Here is an 18,516-nt window from a genome sequence, read left to right as displayed (position 1 = left end):
CTAACTGATTTTTTCTCTTTCTCATATACTTCTTTCCGGTATGCCAGTGTCTGATTATATACAAAACGGCAACAGCCAAACGTTTTTGCGATCTGTATTTTCTGCTCATTATTTGGATATATTCTATATTTATATGCCTTTAACATTCACTGTCACCTTCTTTCTCAACCTTGATTTTCTATATATCTTTTCAGCATTTCTTCCGATACATTTCCTACACTACATGCAAAATATCCATCTGTCCAAAAGGTATGTTCTTTCCAAAATTGTTTTCGTAAATATTGGGGATAACTTTTTCATTCTGTCTCTATCATGTAATGAATATGGTCTTTATCTGTTTCCATATATCTGATAATAACACTGTGCCTTTGACATATCTCATATGAAAACTGCTTTATATCATCTGATATCTGTCTCGAAACCAGTAATTTCTTCCTATATTTACAGACAAAAATAATGTGATATTGTAATAAGTAGATGCCAGGGTCAAAAGCCTGAAACCACGATGTGCTTGCACAAAAGTGGTTTTATGGCTTAATGACCCGCCCCGATATGAGCATAAAAGTGGAGCGTAAGCTTCACGATATGCGAATATTGGGTAGAATTGTGGAAGTACGAAGTACGGAACAATTCGTATGGCATCTTTTGACCCCAACATCATAAGTATTTATGTCTGTTTTTAGATTTCCAGGTTCCCATGCCATGAGTATACTATAATTTCTGATTTTTGGCTACCTTAACCCACCGTCTAAAGCCAGTGGGATTGCGGTAGCCTTATTTCAATTTATTACTGTTCCATGACCTGCGTTTCGGTACACCCCCCCCGGATTTTATGCTTCTTACCGTCTTTTCCAGCGTCTTCATATCAACCGGTTTTGAAATATGGGCATTCATTCCGGCTGCCAGCGAATGCTGGATATCTTCTGAGAATGCATTGGCTGTCATGGCAATGATCGGAATCTTCTTTGCCAGTTCATGGGAACTGCTACGGATCGCTTTTGCTGCCTCATAACCATTCATAACAGGCATCTGCACATCCATCAGGATCATGTCATAGTCACCCGGGACAGACTGTTCAAATGCCTCCAGGATTTTTTCGCCATTTTCACAGATGGTACACTCTGCACCCTCAATCTTTAACAGTTCCATCAGAATTTCCGCATTCAGCTCATTATCCTCTGCACACAGGAAATGCATTCCCTGCAAAATATTGTCATCCGGCTCATCTGTTTCTGCCTGTGATGACAAAGAAACAGATCTGTCCCCGGCAATTTTCAGATCAATAAGAACCTCAAAACAGCTTCCCTGTCCCGGTTCACTCTCCACATCAATGGTGCCTCCCATGGCTTCAACCAGATTTCTGGTAATAGCCATTCCAAGCCCGGTCCCCTGTATCTTACTTGTCAGAGAATTTTCGGCACGGGTAAACGGATCAAAGATGGTATCTTTGAAATCGGCCGACATTCCCATACCATTATCGCTGACTAAAAAGCGGTACTTTGCATAAACAGATGAATTTGATCCACATTCCTCTGCCAGAAGCAGGATTTCTCCACCTTCCTGTGTATATTTTATTGCATTGGACAACAGGTTGCTGAAAATCTGCATCAGATGAACCCGATCCCCATTCACCCACTCATGCCGGATGTTTTCTTTTGTAATTGTAAAAGTCTGCTTTTTTTCAGATATCTGAGAATGAAATATCGTGTCGAGTTCCTGTATAAAATCCAGAAGAGAAAAATCAGAATACTTGAAAACCGTTTTTCCGGCTTCAATCTTGCTCATGTCTAGAACATCATTGATAATCCCTAACAGATGCTGTGAGGAAGTGTCGATTTTATCCGCATACTCTATTACCTTGCCTTTATTGCCGGCGTCATATCGGATTAATGACGTAATACCAATGATCGCATTCATCGGAGTACGGATATCGTGGGACATATTGGCAAGGAAACTGCTCTTTGACCTGCTCGCTTCCTGTGCCACCTGAAAAGCTTCCTCTGCCGCCTGTTTTGCCTGCCGCAGCTTTGTATTCACTGTTTCCAGCTTCGCATTATTTTCCTGTTCCACACGGATCGCTTCCTGCTGGTTTCTGTGCATAACAAAGGAAATCCCCAGTATAACGCAGGCTGCTACGATAACCGTAAAGATAACGATAAATATCGTGACAAAATTGACAAGTTTTAAGGTATTCGCAGCAACATATTCTGCCGGAACCAGAAAGATCAGGGTCCATTCGGCATTTTCCATTCTTTTTAACCCGTAAAAATATTCTGTTCCATCCAGAACTGCATTCGAATAACTACATCCTTTTTCTTCCAGTTCCGCCTTTGTTTTGTCAAAAGAAGAATTGTGAAGATACTTCATGTTCTGCAAAACAGAAAATACATTATGCCCCTTGATCAGTTCCACCTGATTGCTGTTGAACAGTTTAAATCCATTGTCATCCAGCACATACACACTGTTGTTCCCATCATATGCATCGCAGTTAAAATAAGGATTCAGCTGTTCCATATCCTGGGCAATTCCAAAATAACGGATTGTCGTTTTCTTTTCTCCATTCTGAAGCTCTATTGGCTCTGGCAGATGATTCAGAAATACCATCTCTGACTGGTTATCCGTCATGGAATCAAAAACAAAACTGATCCGTTCGGGATTGTCTTCAAAATAATCCAGCTCACGGAAAAGTCCTCTGTTTCCGGATTCTGTATAATATCCGCCTTCTGAATCCACTGCCATCAACGTGATCTTATGATCTGCATATGCTGATAATTCATATTTCTTTTCCATATATCTGCAGAGTTCGTCTGTAGTCTGTATGTTTGCATTTCTCAGATAATTACATTCTTCCGTCACCCGGTCCCAGTGGGAATCGATCACATCTTCCAGATTTTGAAACATCTGACGGGTAATTTCTTCCATCTGGTTTAACCGTTCCTCATAGATAATATCCTGGATATAAGTATAATACAGGAAGAAGAATGCAAAAAGCATCGCTATACCAGTTATACAACACCCCAATATTAAATTCCGGTAATTATTTCTCTTCTGCATTCTTCTCCCTCGATTATTTCCATTATTATTTCCATTCAGCGTCCGCTTCACTTAAAGTCTCAAATTGTCCAAAAAACTCTTTTGCCGCATCCATACCTACAATTCCGCTGTCTGTCACTTCCGCTTCTGATGCCAGTTTTTCACTGATTCCAGAAATTGCAACCTGATAAGTCTTCTCATCTTCCAGCTCCATCGGACTTACCAGTACATAAGGATAATTGTTTCCTGTACCGACTGCATCGTATCCTTCTTTATATAAATCCTGAATCTGTTTTCCTGTTAATCGGACCGTCTGGATTGTCTGTGACCAGCCTGTCGGAAGAATGGTACAGATGTCATAGTCTGTAATATTCTTTGCATACAGTTTTCCGCTCACGCCACCATTGTTCTGGTTTGTGCCATTTCCACTGATCCATGTTCCAAGGGATATAAGCGCAATGTCACTTCCGGTCGCCTCGGCAAAACATCTGCCCACCAGCTTTGCACAGCTTTCCTGTGAGATTTCCTCTGTAGCTGTTGTGAACACTTCCGGCTGATTATTTACCACGCTGTCCTGATCCTCATCCAGCTGATCTGCCACATCCTTTATGGATGCCTTATCCTGCATAAATTCCAACATTTTAGTTCCGGTATTTACGATCGTATTTTCCCATCCAGAATAAATAAACGGTGTCGTATTCCCTGCATTGATAAAATCCGAAATATCTGCATAGTAGGTGTCATCCGCCTTTGCATCTTTGAAAGGAAGTAGTCCTGCTTTTAATGTGCTGTCCGGATACAGGGCACTGGTTCCTTCTACCGTAGACAGCACCCTCATAACTTTTAATGCATCTTCAAGTTTCTCTGGATGATTCTCCAGCTTTTTATTCAATCCGTAAAAACGGTTTACATTTACAATAAATACATTCTTGCTTCCATCTTCAGACAGGTATGGCATCAGACCAAATTTGTCCGTTCTATCTTCTGAGTCCATAATGCCATTCTGTGGTCCCAATAGAAACAATGTGTTTCCCTTTATAAAAGCTTCTCTTGTTTTACCATCATCTGTCGGATCACTGTTGCTGCTGTCAAACATACCGATGTCTTTCCATTTTTGGATATATTCCATGCTGTCCATCATGCCTTCCGTGTCACTGACATTTGCCTTTCCTGACAGGTAATCTTTCTGCCACTGCTTTCCAGACAAGGTACCAAGGAATCCCGCATCCGCAATATTACATATATACTGGAAGGCAGAACCCGGATACTGAATCTGTGCCATACATAACGTAACTCCTGCTTCTTTTGCTTTGCCTGCAAGTTCTTCAAGCTCTGTAAAAGATGTCGGCAGCTTCCAGCCATGTTGCTCAAGCAGTGTTTTATTGTAAGTGATTCCATAACAGTTGTACAAAGATGGAAGCATATAAAGTGCACCATCGTCGGATACCTCTTTCAGACGTGATTCCACATAATTATCTGTAAAATCGTATCCGGAGAGATCAATCATCTTATCACTGACATCCACCACATCCGGCTTATAAAAAGTCTGTGTGCAGATATCCGGAAGATCATCTGCCTCTAGCATATTCTGCAGATAGGTTGTTGTATTTGACCCACTATACGTGATTACTTCAAGATTAACCTCCGGATATGTTTTATGCACCTCTTCTATAAAGCTGTCCACCTCCAGATAAGGAGCCATAAACGTAATTGCTTCGTGTTTCTTTGATGTTTCATCTGTTTTCCCACATCCTGTAAGTCCTGTTGCTGCTATGCATGCCAAAATAAGACCTGCACTTTTTGCTTTTTTGATCTTCATATTTTTCTCCCGCTAAAATCATGATAGTTACGTTTATGAAAGAACCTTATCCCGCCAAACTTTTTATATTCGCTTTTTAAACGGTAGTTCTCTCTGCAAGATGACATTTCAGATTATTTTGCAATGCACAGATCAGTTCCTCAATCACGATTGGTTTGGATAAGAAGCTGTCCATACCGCATTCCAGTGCTTTCTTTCTGTCCTCATCAAAAGCATTGGCTGTCATGGCAAGGATCGTAATTCCTGCCAGTGCCGGATCTGGCAGGGCACGGATCTGTCTGGTAGCCTCATATCCGTTCATTACCGGCATCTGCACATCCATCAGCACCAGATCATAATCCCCTGGCGTTGCATTTTTAACTTTTTCCACTGCTTCTGCTCCATTTTCTGCCGTATCAACTACAAAACCATATTCATTAAGGATCTCCACCATAATTTCACTGTTCAGTTCATTGTCTTCCACAAGCAGTACAGACCTGCCTCTGAAATCCAGATCTGCTGCCGGAAAAATCGAAGTCTCTATTTCAGCCTTCTTCTGACCGATGGCAGTCAGCAACGTCTCTCTGATGTCTGACATAAAGAGAGGTTTCGCACAGAATGCCGTTACCCCTGCTGCCCTGGCTTCTGTTTCGATATCTGACCAGTCATAGGCCGTCAGGATAATGATCGGCGTATCATCACCAAGACTGCGAATCTGACGTGTAACCTCAATGCCATTCATATCCGGCAGACGCCAGTCAATGATATAAGCATGGAATGCATCTCCAAGTTCCAGAGACTGCCGTGCACGCAGAACAGCCTCCTTACCGGAAAGTGTCCATTCTGAACGCATCCCAACCTTCACAAGCATCTTCGTCACACTGTCACAGGTGTTAAAATCATCATCGACAACCAATGCCTTCAGACCTTCCAGCTCTGCGATTTTCTCTGTGCGGCGGTGCTCAGGCTGAATTCTCAATGCCAGGCGGACAATAAATTCGGTGCCTTTGCCCTGTTCTGTCTGAACTTCAATCGTTCCTCCCATCATATCCACAATGTTCTTAGTAATGGCCATACCAAGGCCTGTCCCCTGAGTCCTGCTGACGGTGGAAGTCCGCTCCCGTTCAAAAGGAGAAAAAATCTTCTGTACAAATTTCGGACTCATGCCGATTCCACTGTCTTTTACACGGATCTCATACAGACCACTGTCTTTTGTTTTTCCCGGGAACTGTTTCAGCCGAACGGAAACGGTTCCGCCTGCAGGCGTAAATTTGACCGCATTGGACAAAAGATTCAGCAGTACCTGATTCAGACGCGTCTTATCGCAATAGACGTCCTCATTCGTCACATCCATAGCATCCATATAAAGCTCCTGCTGCTTCGCATGGATCTGTCCACTGATAATGGTTTTCAGATCATGGAGCATTTCTGACAGACTGACCGCCGTTTCTTCCAGATGGATCTTTCCACTCTCGATACGGCTCATATCCAGTATATCATTGATCAGTGAAAGCAGATGATTGCTGGATGAAAGAATCTTGCCCAGATAATCCCTGACCTTTTTTTTATTATCAATATTGCTTACAGCCAGGGTCGTAAAACCAATGATTGCATTCATCGGAGTCCGGATATCGTGAGACATATTGGAAAGAAATGTACTCTTTGCCTTGTTGGCATTTTCCGCAGCATGGACCGCCTCATAGAGTGCCTGATTCATCTTTTTATCAGAGGTACGGTCAGACATAACCAGGATGTATTTCTTTTTCCCGTTTACCTCACTGCACATTGCAATATTATGAAACCATCGTTGTTCCCCTGTTTTCTGATGAACACATTCAAAATCCCCTTCCTTCTGTTCATCAACCTGGATCTTCTCCAGATAATTTTTCTTAGGATCTTCCGATTTTTGAGGATGCAGTTTCCCCAGAACACAAATATCTTTGCGGATCTGTTCTATGGTAATTCCCAGCAGCTTTTCCACATTCGGACTGACATAATCTGTCTTATATGTTTTCGCATCCAGCATCAGGAAAACATCATCCACATTCATGGAAAGCTTCTGAAACAGCTCTTCCCTGTACAGGATCTCCGTATCTTTTTTCTTGAGCCTTACTCTGCTTTTCCTTAGTATCAGCCAGATAAAAAGACCGGCAACACTCAACGCTACTATACCTACAAGCATCATGGTACTGCGCTGCAGAACATTCATGCTGGCATTAACAATCTCAGCCTTTACAAGTCCCAGAAATACCCAGTCCTGAATTTCTGATTTTTCATAGACCAGATAATAGTTCTTTCCATCCAGGTTTACCAGCATCGCATCGGTATCTCCTGCTTTAAACTTCCCTGAAAGTTCAAGGATCTCTTTTTCCGGGATATTGGAATGCTCTCTGAGAATGCCAAAGAAATTATATGCATTTCCCCATTCCTTAAAAGAATGATCCACGACAACACGGCCATCTGGATGAACAACATAGCTCTTTGCATTTCCATGAAAAGCAGAAATATCCAGTACATTTACAATGTCAGAATTTTCATAGGCAATCGCGATCGCATCGTATCCAAATCCCTGATAGTTTCCATGAGCCCTGGGACTGGCAAAAACAAGCATCTGGGATTTTCCTGGAACTACTGCATTCGTTACGATATCATTCCCGTTTTGGATCTCATCTTCAAAATTTTCCTGTAAATCAAGATATCCCGTTTCTCCGGTCAGCATTTTGTAGTTACCGTCCGTTGACAGAAAATAAAAATTTAAAAATCCGGCGTCTTTTTGTGCGTTCTCTATATAATCACGAATTTTATCTTCATCGGAAGTCTCCTGCAGATACGCCCCCCACATATGAAGATAGGTCAGATTCTTATCTGTCAGTTCCCTTAACATATTATCAGACTGGTGAAAAACCTCCGTCAGGTGGGAAACACTTTCTTCATAAACTGTTTTCGACACAAGCTTGAAATATCGAAAAACAGTCAAAACAATTCCCGCAAAAAGAAGAAGAAAGACCGCTGTCCTGAACCGTTTTTTCATGACACGTTTTTCTCTGTTTGTATTATGGTTTTTAGCTTTCATTCTTCTCACCTCAAAGTCAGGTAGTCTTCAGGCTCTGCAAGGACTGTATTCCCATCAGAAAGATTTTCAATCCAGGTGTCTTTCACAGAGAACTCCCCAACATCAAATGCCATATTTTTGCCTGTCGGATAAGCTTCCATGTGTTGTGGTGTCGCCAGACAGGTTACCATAAAAGTATCCGTATCACGGATTTCTTTTCCATCCTTTGCAACTTTACTCAATGTATAACCATCCTCTGTTTCCCTGATTTCCACAGAAATACCACTGAAGACTGGAAGCGATCCACGGTTAAACGTAAGGAAGCCTCCCGGATAGCCTTCTGTAAAATTTCTGACCGTCTCTTTCAGTTGTGCTCCGTCCATCTTGCAGCTGTAAGCCAAAAGACCATTTGGCATGATCATGTTTCCCGCCATTTTTTCTGTATACCCTGCTTTCAGCACATTTCCAGTAAAGCTGTTTCCTGCTGCGATCAGCACATCCGCCCCATAAATACCACGCAGAGTGTTTGCCATAACGGAATATGCCGCATTCCCTCCACTGCTGTGAAAGCGGTTGGAATAGGATTTCTGTGAATCCAGCACGATATCCTCCGAAGTGGATTTTTCCTCAAGAAGCTGAGAATTAAATGAGCGGTATGCCTGCCCTGCATCGTATTCTCCTGAGATCATCTTCGAAACTACGTCTTTGGAAACAGAGAAAAAGTCATTTGACGCAATTCGGATATACATATGGTTTTCTTCGATCACCGGTTTCACATCTTTTAGATATTCCGTAAGATGAAGATCCACATCCTGGCTGTAGCTTAACAGATCCTGTCCATCATAAATAATCCTGTTCTGTGCATCCTCGGAAAGCATTGTGTCCAGTACCTTCATCGCTTTCTGCCGACGTGTTTCATTCTGCGTCAGATCACGGTTCAGTGCCACCTGGAAATATGGTGTGGTCATCAGCCACTTTTCTCCATTCTCCTGAAAGAACGGCAGAAATGTTGTGTTAATCCCCTGATCCTGAAACATTTTTACACCGGAAGAGCTGCCAAAATACATGGCAAGCCTGCCGCTTTGATACATCTCAACCACAGAATCATAGTTCATATCCAGATCATCCAGACCCAGCCCTGTATCCTTTATGAACTGTTCCAGACGTTCAAAAGCCTCCGGCCAGACTGTACTGTCCAGATCTTCTTTCTCTGTATTATCCGGGTCACTGTAGGCGGTACGCCACTTACGTCCCGCCGCAGAAGACAGCTCTGACGCAGACAGCCCCTGCAGTGTTTCCATACACGTATAATCATAAGAATAGTCTGCACTAAACCCACGGATCCCCACCTTGTCAAATGCCTGGCAGGCAGAAACGAAGCTTTCATAATCGGTTGGAAGAGGGATATCGTACTTCTCAAAAAGGTCTTTGTTGACTACAAAACCATGTGCATCCGCACACACCGGAAGCCAGTTTACGCTTCCATCCTCATTCTTGAAATTGTTGAGATATGTATCATAGACAGCACCTGCCGCATTGGTTGTGGAAAGATCCATCAGACTGTCTTTCAGCGGACTTGCATCATGCAGTGAAAAACGACAGCAGGTTATAATATCCGGCAGTCCACCGTTTTCATTCAAAAATCTGTAGAAATCCAGATCATTATTCCCTACCACAAATTCAATATTAATATCCGGAAGCTGTTCCTGGATATATGGTGCATATTTTTCATACAGATTTGTACTCCATAAATACACCGTGATCGTTTCTTCATCTTCTTTTTCTGCACTCTTTTTGCTACAGCCTGACAGAAGTGACATGACTGCCATCATCACAAAAAGTACAGAAAATAATCGGTTCCATCTTTTCTTTTTCAATATAATTCCCTTTCTGAGATTGTTTTCCACTAATCCACTGATTCATAAATCACCTTTACCAATAATTCCGGATCCACAGGTTTTGCGATATGTTCATCCATTCCTGCTTCTTTTGCTTTCAGCCTGTCCTCCGTGAATGCATTTGCCGTCATTGCAATAATCGGTATTGTCTTTGCATCCTCCCGCTCCAGAGACCGGATCATCTTCGTGGCTTCATAACCATTCATGACCGGCATCATGATATCCATAAGGATGACATCAAATTCATCCGGTTCGCTCTTTCTGAATATCTCAACAGCTTCCCGTCCATTCCATGCTTTTGTCACGTCAGCTCCTTCATTCTGAAGCATAAATTTCGCAATTTCCATATTCAGCTCATTATCTTCTGCCAGAAGAATATGCAGTCCCTTTATAGAAACTTCTGGTTTTTCTTCCGTTTCAGCTCTGCCGCTCCTGCCTGTATCGATCCGGAACGGAACCCGGATCACAAATGTAGTCCCTGTGCCTTCTTCACTTTCAAAGGTAATAGTTCCTCCCATTTTTTCGATCAGCTTCTTTGTGATCGCCATTCCAAGTCCTGTTCCGGCATATTTTGTGCGGCTTCCTGTATGTTCCTGTGCAAATGGTTCAAAAATATGTTTCTGAAAGGTCTCTGTCATTCCGATTCCGGTATCCCGGCAGACAAATTCTATCGTTGTCCATTCCGACTGTTCTGATGGGATTTCACGGCAGCTGATATAGATCTGTCCGTTTGCCCTGTTATATTTCACCGCATTTGACAGGATATTCATCATCACCCGTTTCACATGCCCCGGGCTTCCGATAAGATTCCAGTGTGTGACTTCTTTTTTCTCCCATACAATCTGGATATTCTGTTCGGCAGCCATCTGATCGATCACAACAAATACTTCCCTTGAAATACGGATCAGATTGAATGGAATTTCTTCGAGCAGCACTTCATCCGACTCAAGCTTACTCATGTCCAGCACTTCATTTACCAGTTCCAGCAGCAGATGAGATGCTTCTTTAACCTTTGCCCTGCATTCCGTCTGTTTCTCCATATCATCTGCATAATGGTCTGCCATATTGACCATGCCGCAGATCCCATTGATCGGAGTCCGGATATCATGGCTCATCCGCTGGAGGAACTCGGTTTTTGCCTCGTTGGCAGCTTCTGCCTTTTTTGCGGCTGACAGAAGTTCTGCTTTATATTTTTCATCTTTTTCCTGTTCCAGCTTCTGGTGTGCCAGATTGGTCCTGTATGACCAGAACCAGAACATCGTGAATATCAGAAAATAAAGAAAAATGACACCGGTCACACTTAATGGAAGGTTATGGAATACTTCCGTATCCGGAAGATATGCATAAATATAATAATCCCGCTGCTTCAGCATGATTCCGTAACATCCGTTTCCTTCATTCTTCACATGAAAAATGTGTTGACTGTCTGTATGCTTTTTCATGGCCTGAACAACCTCGTTGTCGGCTGTATCTTCTCCCAGCAGACACTCATCGTTGCTGGCAACAACTTTCCCATTGTCTGCAACAATAATCGTTCCATCACTCTGGACACTGTAACCATTTAAAAGCCCCTGTATCGTCAGGGTATAGTTCCTGGCAAATTCAGGAGATGTGTAATAGTAGATCGCAACAATGCCTGGTGCATCTTTTCTGGCACAGGCCGCAATGTCGATATGTGCCCCGTCTTCCCTTTCAAACCGTTCCGAATACGTTCTTTCTTCATATCCGGTAAAATCCATGATAATGTCTTTTTGCAGATAGTCCGTGATCTCACCTGCCAGAGTCTCATCCTCACTGTATTCGCAGTCCGTCTTTCCTTCCTGATCCAGCACAATGATGCCATCCACCCAGAGAGTCTGCAGATTTTCTTTCAGAAACTCCCGGCTTAGCTGACCGCCGTTTTCTGTCTCCATGTTAATATTCGTGCTCATCTGTCTGGCACTTTCGATCGCACGGAGAAGACTTTTGGATTCCGAAGATTCATTATAGTGAGTGTAGGTTGAGCACTGCACTTTGACATAGTTTACGATCTCCACCATCCTTTTCTCTGCTTCCGCTTTTTCCGCATGGAAAAAATAAAACAACGAGACTGCAGCCACACAGATTCCAAGCAAAATCCCGACTATTTTTATCCCTTTTTCTTTTGTTCTTTCCTTAATATCCAAGATCATCCACCTCCAGGTACTTCTTTGGATCATCCAGATATTTTTCGATGATTTTCAGAGATGTGCCATCCTTGCGCATCTCTTCCAGGGTCTGGTTCATCTGCTCACAGATCCCCCGCTCATCCTCTTTTGCAAAAGCAACTCCTATCCCCACGATCATCAGAGGTTCTTCCAGGATACGGAAGTTTGTATCATAATCTTTCATATACTGGACGATGGATTCCTCATGTGCGGCAACTGCATCCACATATCCTTTTCCCAGAAACGTATAGATCAGTTCCCTGTGCCCGAGGCTGATCAGATTTCCCAGTTTTGGGATCCTCTCATCCGTCCGGTTCAGGAAGATGCCTTCCGGTTTGGTTGTAGACTGAACCGCCAGGTTCTTTCCCTCCAGGTCACTCAGTTTATAGATATCACTGTTCTCATTTACAGCAACCACCTGGCGGCTTGCTATGTACGGTCCTGCCCATCGGTAATCGTCAAGGCGTCCTTCCATGGAAAAACAGCCCATGATACAATCGATCTCCCCGCTCTCCACCAGCTCCTTTTTCTTCTCCCAGTTGATCTGGACAACGTCCACCTGATACCCCATTCTTTTAAAAGCTTCCGTAGCCAGTTCTACATCAATCCCTGTCGGGATTCCGTCTTCATTCAGATAATTGTATGGCGGATAATTGTCACTGCCCAGGGTGATGACCGGTTTTTCTGTTTCTTTTTTACTGATATCCTCATTTTTGCATCCTGCCAGGGTGGCTGCTAAAATTCCCACAAGCAGAATAGCTGCAATCACTCTTTTTCCTTTCATATTTCTTCTATACCTGCTCTGTTGTATTTTCAGATTTAAAAATCTTTTATATTTTACACTAGTATCTCCTGTTCATGCAAGAAAAACGTTATCTCCTCCCATGGAAAAAATCTGTTTTTGCTATAAGAAATCCATTTCTTTCTCTGTCTGTGGAAGAAACGGCCGGACCATGTTACAATGAATGATATGAGCAAGCTCATGTGGATTTAGACCTTTTGACCCTGGCATCATGATTTTCATTCGAAAAGGAGGAATTTATGATTTCAAACTATGAAAAGCAGGTGGATATCGGCAAAGCTCATTTCCTGAAATATGATCAGGAAGCCATCTCTGCCAAATTTCACCTGGATCTTGATAAAGATTATATTTATCTTACTTATCTGAATACGCCCTGCAAGATTGATCGCCCAAGCGGAACTGTTTTCGAAAAAACATCGGATGGTTTTGCAGAATGTCGCTCTTATGAAACAGTCATGACCATCTACGATATGCTCTGTCACGGTCAAGAAACGGAACTGCCCCCTCTTGGCGGCAAATGGACTCCAATCGCAAATTTTGCTGCTGCCGGTGCAAGCCCAAGTGCCGAAATTTTTTCACAGAAATATGCAGATTTCTTTTCCGGCAAAGTGGATGCCGTCAAAAAGGCATGTGTTTCCATCGGCGGGATTTTAAAGCCAGCTCTTGCCGGTGCTGATATCACTGCAGAAATCCCGGCATTTTCTTTCTTCCCGGTTCTGCTTCAGTTCTGGGAAAGCGACGAGGAATTCCCGCCGCAGATTAAAATCCTGTGGGATGATCAGACGATGCGTTATCTGAATTTTGAGACTACCTACTATCTGCAGGGCGATCTGCTGAAGCGTTTACAGGAAATTCTGTAGAATAGAAAAAGCGAATATTCGCAATCCACTTTGCTGCTTGATTTGGTTAAAAAAACAGTATGCCGGGATGATCTCCCTGCATACTGTTTTCTTTTCCATTGTACTTGCCATCTCCCACCTTAGAGGTCGGAGTCTTCTTGCTGGAAGAGGATAAAAGAGACTCCATCCTGATGTTTTAATATTCACCCTTTTTATTTTCTGATGATTCTTCAAATTTCATCATACGGTATCCGACGCCGACATGCGTCTGGATATACTGAAGAGACTGTGGGTTTTTTTCCAGTTTCCGCCTCAGTGTCGCCATAAATACCCGAAGCGAAGCAATGTCCTTTTCCCAGTTACTGCCCCATATATTTTCCATGATAAAGGTATGGGTCAGGACTCTTCCTGCGTTCTGTGCCAGCAGACACAGCAATTTATACTCGATCGGTGTCAGATGAAGCTCTTCTTCCCCAAGATACACACAGCCCGCCGCATAATCAATGCGAAGATCTCCGTTTACAAAAACTGCACTCTGATTCAGTGCGTCACTTTTCATCATCTGCAGTCTGCGTCTGGTCACACGAAGCCTTGCAAGCAATTCTTCTACTGAAAATGGTTTCGTCAGATAATCATCTGCTCCCGCATCGAGTGCTTCGATCTTGTCAACATCTTCGCTTCTGGCACTGATCACGATGATCGGCATCTGCGACCATGTCCGCACTCTTTTTATCACTTCAATTCCGTCTATGTCCGGAAGTCCAAGATCCAGCAGCATGATCTCCGGGTTGTGGCTCGCTGCTTCCAGGATCGCCACTTCTCCATTCTCCGCCGTCAGAAAATGATAATCATGTGCTTTCAAAGTTGTTGTGATCAGATTTTTCACCGAATTATCATCTTCCACAACCAGTATCCGTGGTTTGTTCATACAAATATACCTCCCCTGCCGGTAATGTAAACTGAAAAACTGCTCCATGTGGATGTGCATCTGAAACTTTGATTTCTCCTCCATGGACATTTACGATGGATTTGCAGAGTGCAAGTCCAAGTCCAAGACTTCTCCTGCTGTCTGCAATCTTATTCGTCCCGGTATAAAAAGTTTCAAAAATATGTTCTTTCATTTCATCGGAAATTCCAGGTCCGTCATCTGCAACTGAGATTATGGCATTTTTCCCTTCTCTTCCTGTCCTGATATCAATATGGGATCCCTTCTGCGTATATTTGATCGCATTATCCACCAGATTGATGACCATCTGCACGATCAGCCTGGAATCCATTCTGGCCAGAAGCAATTCGTCCTCATGCTCAACCGTGATCGTGTGTTCATCTTTTTTCCGGTCTACATGGCGAAGTGCCTCCTGGATCACATCATCCACCAGTTCTACTGATATGTTCAGATTCATCCGACCTTCCTCCAGTCTGGTCACGGACAGCATATTTTCAATCAGATTGATCAGCCACATAGAGTCATCATAAATATCCAGATACAGCTGCTTTTTCGTCTCTTTGTCAAAATAATCTGCATTGGAAAGCAGATTGCTCGCATTTCCGGAAATCGAGGTCAGCGGTGTCCGCAGATCATGTGAAATCGCCCGCAGAAGGTTTGAGCGAAGCTGTTCATTTTTTGCCAGAATTGCCGCTTTTTCTTTTTCAATGGTAATCTGTTCATTCTCCAGTGCCAGTGCACACTCGCCGATAATCGCCTGAAGGATACTTTTTTCAAAACTTTCCAGCTGCTTCTTTTCTATGCTGATCCCCAGTACTCCATAAACTGTTTCATTTACACCGACCGTCAGATAAAGGCATTCTGCACCCGGGAAATTCCCTGTGCCTGCACCTGCACGTTTCCGGTGTTTTAAAACCCATTCTGCCACATACTTTTCTTTTTTCAGCTTCTGCTGTTCTGACCACTCCCTGTCTTCCATCATAAACACTTTGCTTTTTTCCAGTTCATGATCTTTTACACTGTAAAAAATCACATTTCTTCCAAGGAGTTTCCGAAGCTGCTGTCCCGTTTTACTGATGATTTCTTCCCTTCCTCTGGCACACTGCAGAATCTGGTTTGTATCAAACAAAATCTTTGTGCGGAAAGCCACCATTTCTGACTGTTTTGCCTGATTTTTTAACTTCAGTGCCAGCGTTCCGGTCAAAAATGCAATACCGAACATGATCAGAAAGGTAACCGGATATCCCTCTCCGTAAGCATGAAATGTATACCGCGGTGTCGTAAACAGAAAATTAAAAATAAGTACACTCAGCACGGCGGCGATCATACTGTAGGTCCTGTGATTTGTAAGCACTGCGATCAGCTGTACTGCAAACACAAACACTGTCATGATATTGGCATTTGCAAAACCCAGACTGTTGAAAAAATATCCCATCACACTGGCTGCCAGTAAGATCAGAATACTGGTATACAGATCACGGAAGTTCTGTATTTTCTTTTCTCTCTGAAATGCAGCGAGCAGTTTTTCCAGGCGGCCGTTCCGTTCTGCGGAAACAGAAGAGGAAAGGCAGTCATCCATCACCTGTTCTGCACTTTCCTCTTTTTCTTCCGGTACCGCATCCTCCTCCAGCCAGAGATTCTGTCTGTTTGCATCACAAAATGCATCAAATTTTTTCAGCATTTCATACATAAATATAAAAATGCCTCCCACTGCCGGCAATAAAAGAAATTCTTTCATATTACCATCTTCTTTCGTTTCAGATATGGAACTGTTTCTGGATGTTTTTAATATTTCCCAGTACCAGCATGGTCTGGTCATCTCCAAGCAGAGTTTCCGACGCAATATTCATATCCAGCACGCCGTTGCACCGCAGTGCCATGATATTTACATTATATTTCTTTCGGATGTCCAGTTCTCCAACCGTTTTTCCGATCCAGGCATCCGGAATGGAAATTTCAAAAATGCCATGTTCTTCATCTAGCTCCACATAATCAAAAATGTGATCTGCACTGTAACGGATCGCCGTCCAGGATGCCAGCTGTTTCTCCGGATATACAACCTCATCTGCTCCGTTTCTTAAAAGGAACTTCGCATGTACATCTCTTGCTGCTCTGGAGACTACCATCTTTGCTCCCAGCTCTTTTAACAGAGACGTTGTTTCCAGAGAACTCTGGAAATTATCTCCGATCGCCACAATGCAGACATCGAAATTGCACACGCCGAGTGAACGGATAAAATCCTCATTGGTCGCATCCCCGATCTGTGCGTTACGCACATACGGCAGAACTGCCTCTACTCTGCTCTCATTGTTGTCTACTGCCATAACCTGATGATTCAGTTCATCCAGTTTTATCGCAATATGCCTTCCAAATCTTCCAAGCCCGATCAGTAAGATTGATTTCATGTCTTCTTTTCCTCCATCTATAGCTTTTTTCATTTTTCATCTTGATCGCATCATAAATATCCTGCTTTTTCCTGCAAATCAAGCACACTCTGTATCTGGTGGATACTCCTATCCTACGTTAATCTTTTCCTGCGGATATTTATACTCCGTCCGCTTCCCGGAAACGGTCGCAAAGATCAGCGTCAGTCCCCCGACTCTTCCAAAGAACATCAGACAGATCAGTACCAGTCTCGAAGCCAGACAAAGTGTCGGCGTCAGTCCAAGAGAAAGTCCTACCGTTCCGATTGCCGATCCGGTCTCAAAAAATGCCGTCACAAGCGGTACTTTTTCCAGATAGCTGATGAACATCGCACTTCCTGTAAACAGCATCATATATAAAACAAAAATTGTAGCGGCATTTCGCTGCGTCTCTTCTGCAATTCTTCTGTTATAAAGATGTGCCTGCTCATTCTTTCGAAATACGGAAATCGCCATGGCAAACAGAACCGCTGCGGTTGTTGTTTTCATCCCGCCTGCTGTAGATCCCGGAGATCCTCCAATCACCATCAGAAGCACCATTCCCATCTTTCCGGAATCTGTCATTTTATCGAGATCAGCAGTATTAAATCCAGCTGTTCTTGTTGTCACAGACTGGAAAAAAGAACTCCAGATCCGTTCTCCCAGCGGCATATGCTGAAATTCCAAAAAAAAGAACATGATCGCCGGAACCAGGATCAGAAAGGCACTGACTGCAAGAACTACTTTGCTCTGCAGCCGGTATTTTTTAATATGCCATTTATTCTCCTTGATATCCAGCCAGGTAAAAAATCCAATACCGCCAACCACGATCAGTGTCATGATCACAAGATTCACAACCGGGTTTGCCGCAAAAGAAGTCAGGGATGAAAATTTTCCTGTTACTCCCATCAGATCAAATCCGGCATTGCAGAATGCAGATATCGCATGAAATACAGCGTACCAGATTCCTTTGCCAAGTCCAAATTCTCTGTAAAAAACCGGAAACAGAAGAACTGCCCCGATCAGTTCGATCAAAAACGAGGTTTTTAAGATAAAAGTAGTCATCCTCACAATCCCGCCCATTTTCGGAGCTGCGATTGCTTCCTGCATGGTACTTCTCTGCATCAGTCCGATCTTCCTGCCGGCGATCGTTGCGATCGATACTGCCACAGTCACAACGCCGAGACCGCCAATCTGGATCAGCAGCAAAATAATAACCTGACCAAATTCAGACCAGTAAGTTGCTGTATCCTGCACAACCAGCCCTGTTACACAGACTGCTGATGTTGCAGTAAATAACGTATCAGAAAAGGAACTCCATCTTCCGCTTCTGGATGCCCACGGAAGCATCAGCAGCAAACTCCCTGCCAGGATCACTCCCATAAATCCTAGTATAATGATCTGAAACGATGTCATATGCCGGTGTCCGGCTTTTTTCTTTATCTTCATGATTCTTTTTGTCTCCCAGTTCTGTTTCATGACTATCATAACACCATGTACCTAAAAATAGTATTAACAATTTTTTATCCACATTAAAATTATATAAAGATACCTGCAAAA

The 18,516-nt window shown here is 43.1% G+C and carries 12 protein-coding genes and 1 pseudogene; 1 reads left to right on the top strand and 12 read right to left on the bottom strand.

What is annotated here, in order from left to right; all coding sequences use genetic code 11:
- The 8 genes and pseudogenes from GPK60_RS07775 to GPK60_RS07740 form a co-directional block, all read right to left on the bottom strand.
- Positions 1-146, bottom strand: a 146-nt coding sequence (locus tag GPK60_RS07775; RefSeq protein ID WP_215659218.1) for a helix-turn-helix domain-containing protein, incomplete at its 3' end; no start/stop codon positions are given.
- Positions 147-164: 18 nt separating this feature from the next.
- Positions 165-479 (bottom strand): annotated as a pseudogene (locus tag GPK60_RS07770) (transposase).
- Positions 480-774: 295 nt separating this feature from the next.
- Complete coding sequence (locus tag GPK60_RS07765) at positions 775-3,021, bottom strand: ATP-binding protein (RefSeq protein WP_346727735.1); 2,247 nt, start codon at positions 3,019-3,021, stop codon at positions 775-777.
- 58 nt (positions 3,022-3,079) lie between these two features.
- A complete protein-coding gene (locus GPK60_RS07760; RefSeq protein WP_215659213.1) occupies positions 3,080-4,852 on the bottom strand; it encodes an extracellular solute-binding protein in 1,773 nt (590 codons plus the stop codon).
- Between the two features lie 76 nt (positions 4,853-4,928).
- Positions 4,929-7,904, bottom strand: coding sequence for a response regulator (locus GPK60_RS07755; RefSeq protein WP_215659212.1), 2,976 nt, complete (start codon positions 7,902-7,904; stop codon positions 4,929-4,931).
- 5 nt (positions 7,905-7,909) lie between these two features.
- On the bottom strand, positions 7,910-9,760 hold the full coding sequence (locus GPK60_RS07750) for an ABC transporter substrate-binding protein (RefSeq protein ID WP_215659211.1): 1,851 nt from the start codon (positions 9,758-9,760) through the stop codon (positions 7,910-7,912).
- A gap of 29 nt (positions 9,761-9,789) precedes the next feature.
- Positions 9,790-11,952 carry an ATP-binding protein gene (locus tag GPK60_RS07745; protein WP_173866633.1) on the bottom strand — a complete coding sequence of 721 codons (2,163 nt, stop codon included), beginning with the start codon at positions 11,950-11,952 and terminating at the stop codon, positions 9,790-9,792.
- Positions 11,936-12,751, bottom strand: coding sequence for an ABC transporter substrate-binding protein (locus GPK60_RS07740; protein WP_173866632.1), 816 nt, complete (start codon positions 12,749-12,751; stop codon positions 11,936-11,938). The genes GPK60_RS07745 and GPK60_RS07740 overlap by 17 nt, the downstream gene beginning before the upstream one ends.
- Before the next feature lie 257 nt (positions 12,752-13,008).
- Here GPK60_RS07740 and GPK60_RS07735 point away from each other — a divergent pair, with 257 nt between their 5' ends.
- Positions 13,009-13,629 carry a DUF3786 domain-containing protein gene (locus tag GPK60_RS07735; RefSeq protein WP_252191330.1) on the top strand — a complete coding sequence of 207 codons (621 nt, stop codon included), beginning with the start codon at positions 13,009-13,011 and terminating at the stop codon, positions 13,627-13,629.
- A 175-nt stretch (positions 13,630-13,804) separates the two neighbouring features.
- On the opposite strand, the gene GPK60_RS07730 is transcribed toward GPK60_RS07735, so the two are convergent.
- The 4 genes from GPK60_RS07730 to GPK60_RS07715 all read right to left on the bottom strand — a co-directional run bounded on the left by GPK60_RS07730 (position 13,805) and on the right by GPK60_RS07715 (position 18,405).
- Positions 13,805-14,536: a response regulator transcription factor gene (locus tag GPK60_RS07730; RefSeq protein ID WP_147631000.1), complete on the bottom strand. Its 732-nt coding sequence runs from the start codon at positions 14,534-14,536 to the stop codon at positions 13,805-13,807.
- Positions 14,502-16,292, bottom strand: a complete 1,791-nt coding sequence (locus GPK60_RS07725; protein WP_252191329.1) for an ATP-binding protein — start codon at positions 16,290-16,292, stop codon at positions 14,502-14,504. Before GPK60_RS07725 ends, GPK60_RS07730 begins: the two co-directional genes overlap by 35 nt.
- Positions 16,293-16,311: 19 nt before the next feature.
- Complete coding sequence (locus GPK60_RS07720) at positions 16,312-16,959, bottom strand: TrkA family potassium uptake protein (RefSeq protein WP_215659214.1); 648 nt, start codon at positions 16,957-16,959, stop codon at positions 16,312-16,314.
- A 108-nt stretch (positions 16,960-17,067) separates the two neighbouring features.
- Positions 17,068-18,405, bottom strand: a complete 1,338-nt coding sequence (locus GPK60_RS07715; RefSeq protein WP_215659210.1) for a TrkH family potassium uptake protein — start codon at positions 18,403-18,405, stop codon at positions 17,068-17,070.
- Between the last annotated feature and the right edge of the window lie 111 nt (positions 18,406-18,516).

It is taken from the genome of Ruminococcus sp. MCC718, from assembly GCF_018783905.1.
GTDB lineage: Bacteria > Bacillota > Clostridia > Lachnospirales > Lachnospiraceae > Hominisplanchenecus > Hominisplanchenecus faecis.
Note: the sequence above shows the minus strand (reverse complement) of the source record. Positions and strands in the feature narration are given on the sequence as shown.

What these genes read in the sequence shown, in the direction of transcription:
- GPK60_RS07760 (WP_215659213.1), bottom strand. Translation starts at nt 4,852, where the DNA reads ATGAAGATCAAAAAAGCAAAAAGTGCAGGTCTTATTTTGGCATGCATA.
- GPK60_RS07755 (WP_215659212.1), bottom strand. Translation starts at nt 7,904, where the DNA reads ATGAAAGCTAAAAACCATAATACAAACAGAGAAAAACGTGTCATGAAA.
- GPK60_RS07745 (WP_173866633.1), bottom strand. Translation starts at nt 11,952, where the DNA reads ATGATCTTGGATATTAAGGAAAGAACAAAAGAAAAAGGGATAAAAATA.
- GPK60_RS07740 (WP_173866632.1), bottom strand. Translation starts at nt 12,751, where the DNA reads ATGAAAGGAAAAAGAGTGATTGCAGCTATTCTGCTTGTGGGAATTTTA.
- GPK60_RS07735 (WP_252191330.1), top strand. Translation starts at nt 13,009, where the DNA reads ATGATTTCAAACTATGAAAAGCAGGTGGATATCGGCAAAGCTCATTTC.
- GPK60_RS07730 (WP_147631000.1), bottom strand. Translation starts at nt 14,536, where the DNA reads ATGAACAAACCACGGATACTGGTTGTGGAAGATGATAATTCGGTGAAA.
- GPK60_RS07725 (WP_252191329.1), bottom strand. Translation starts at nt 16,292, where the DNA reads ATGAAAGAATTTCTTTTATTGCCGGCAGTGGGAGGCATTTTTATATTT.
- GPK60_RS07720 (WP_215659214.1), bottom strand. Translation starts at nt 16,959, where the DNA reads ATGAAATCAATCTTACTGATCGGGCTTGGAAGATTTGGAAGGCATATT.
- GPK60_RS07715 (WP_215659210.1), bottom strand. Translation starts at nt 18,405, where the DNA reads ATGAAGATAAAGAAAAAAGCCGGACACCGGCATATGACATCGTTTCAG.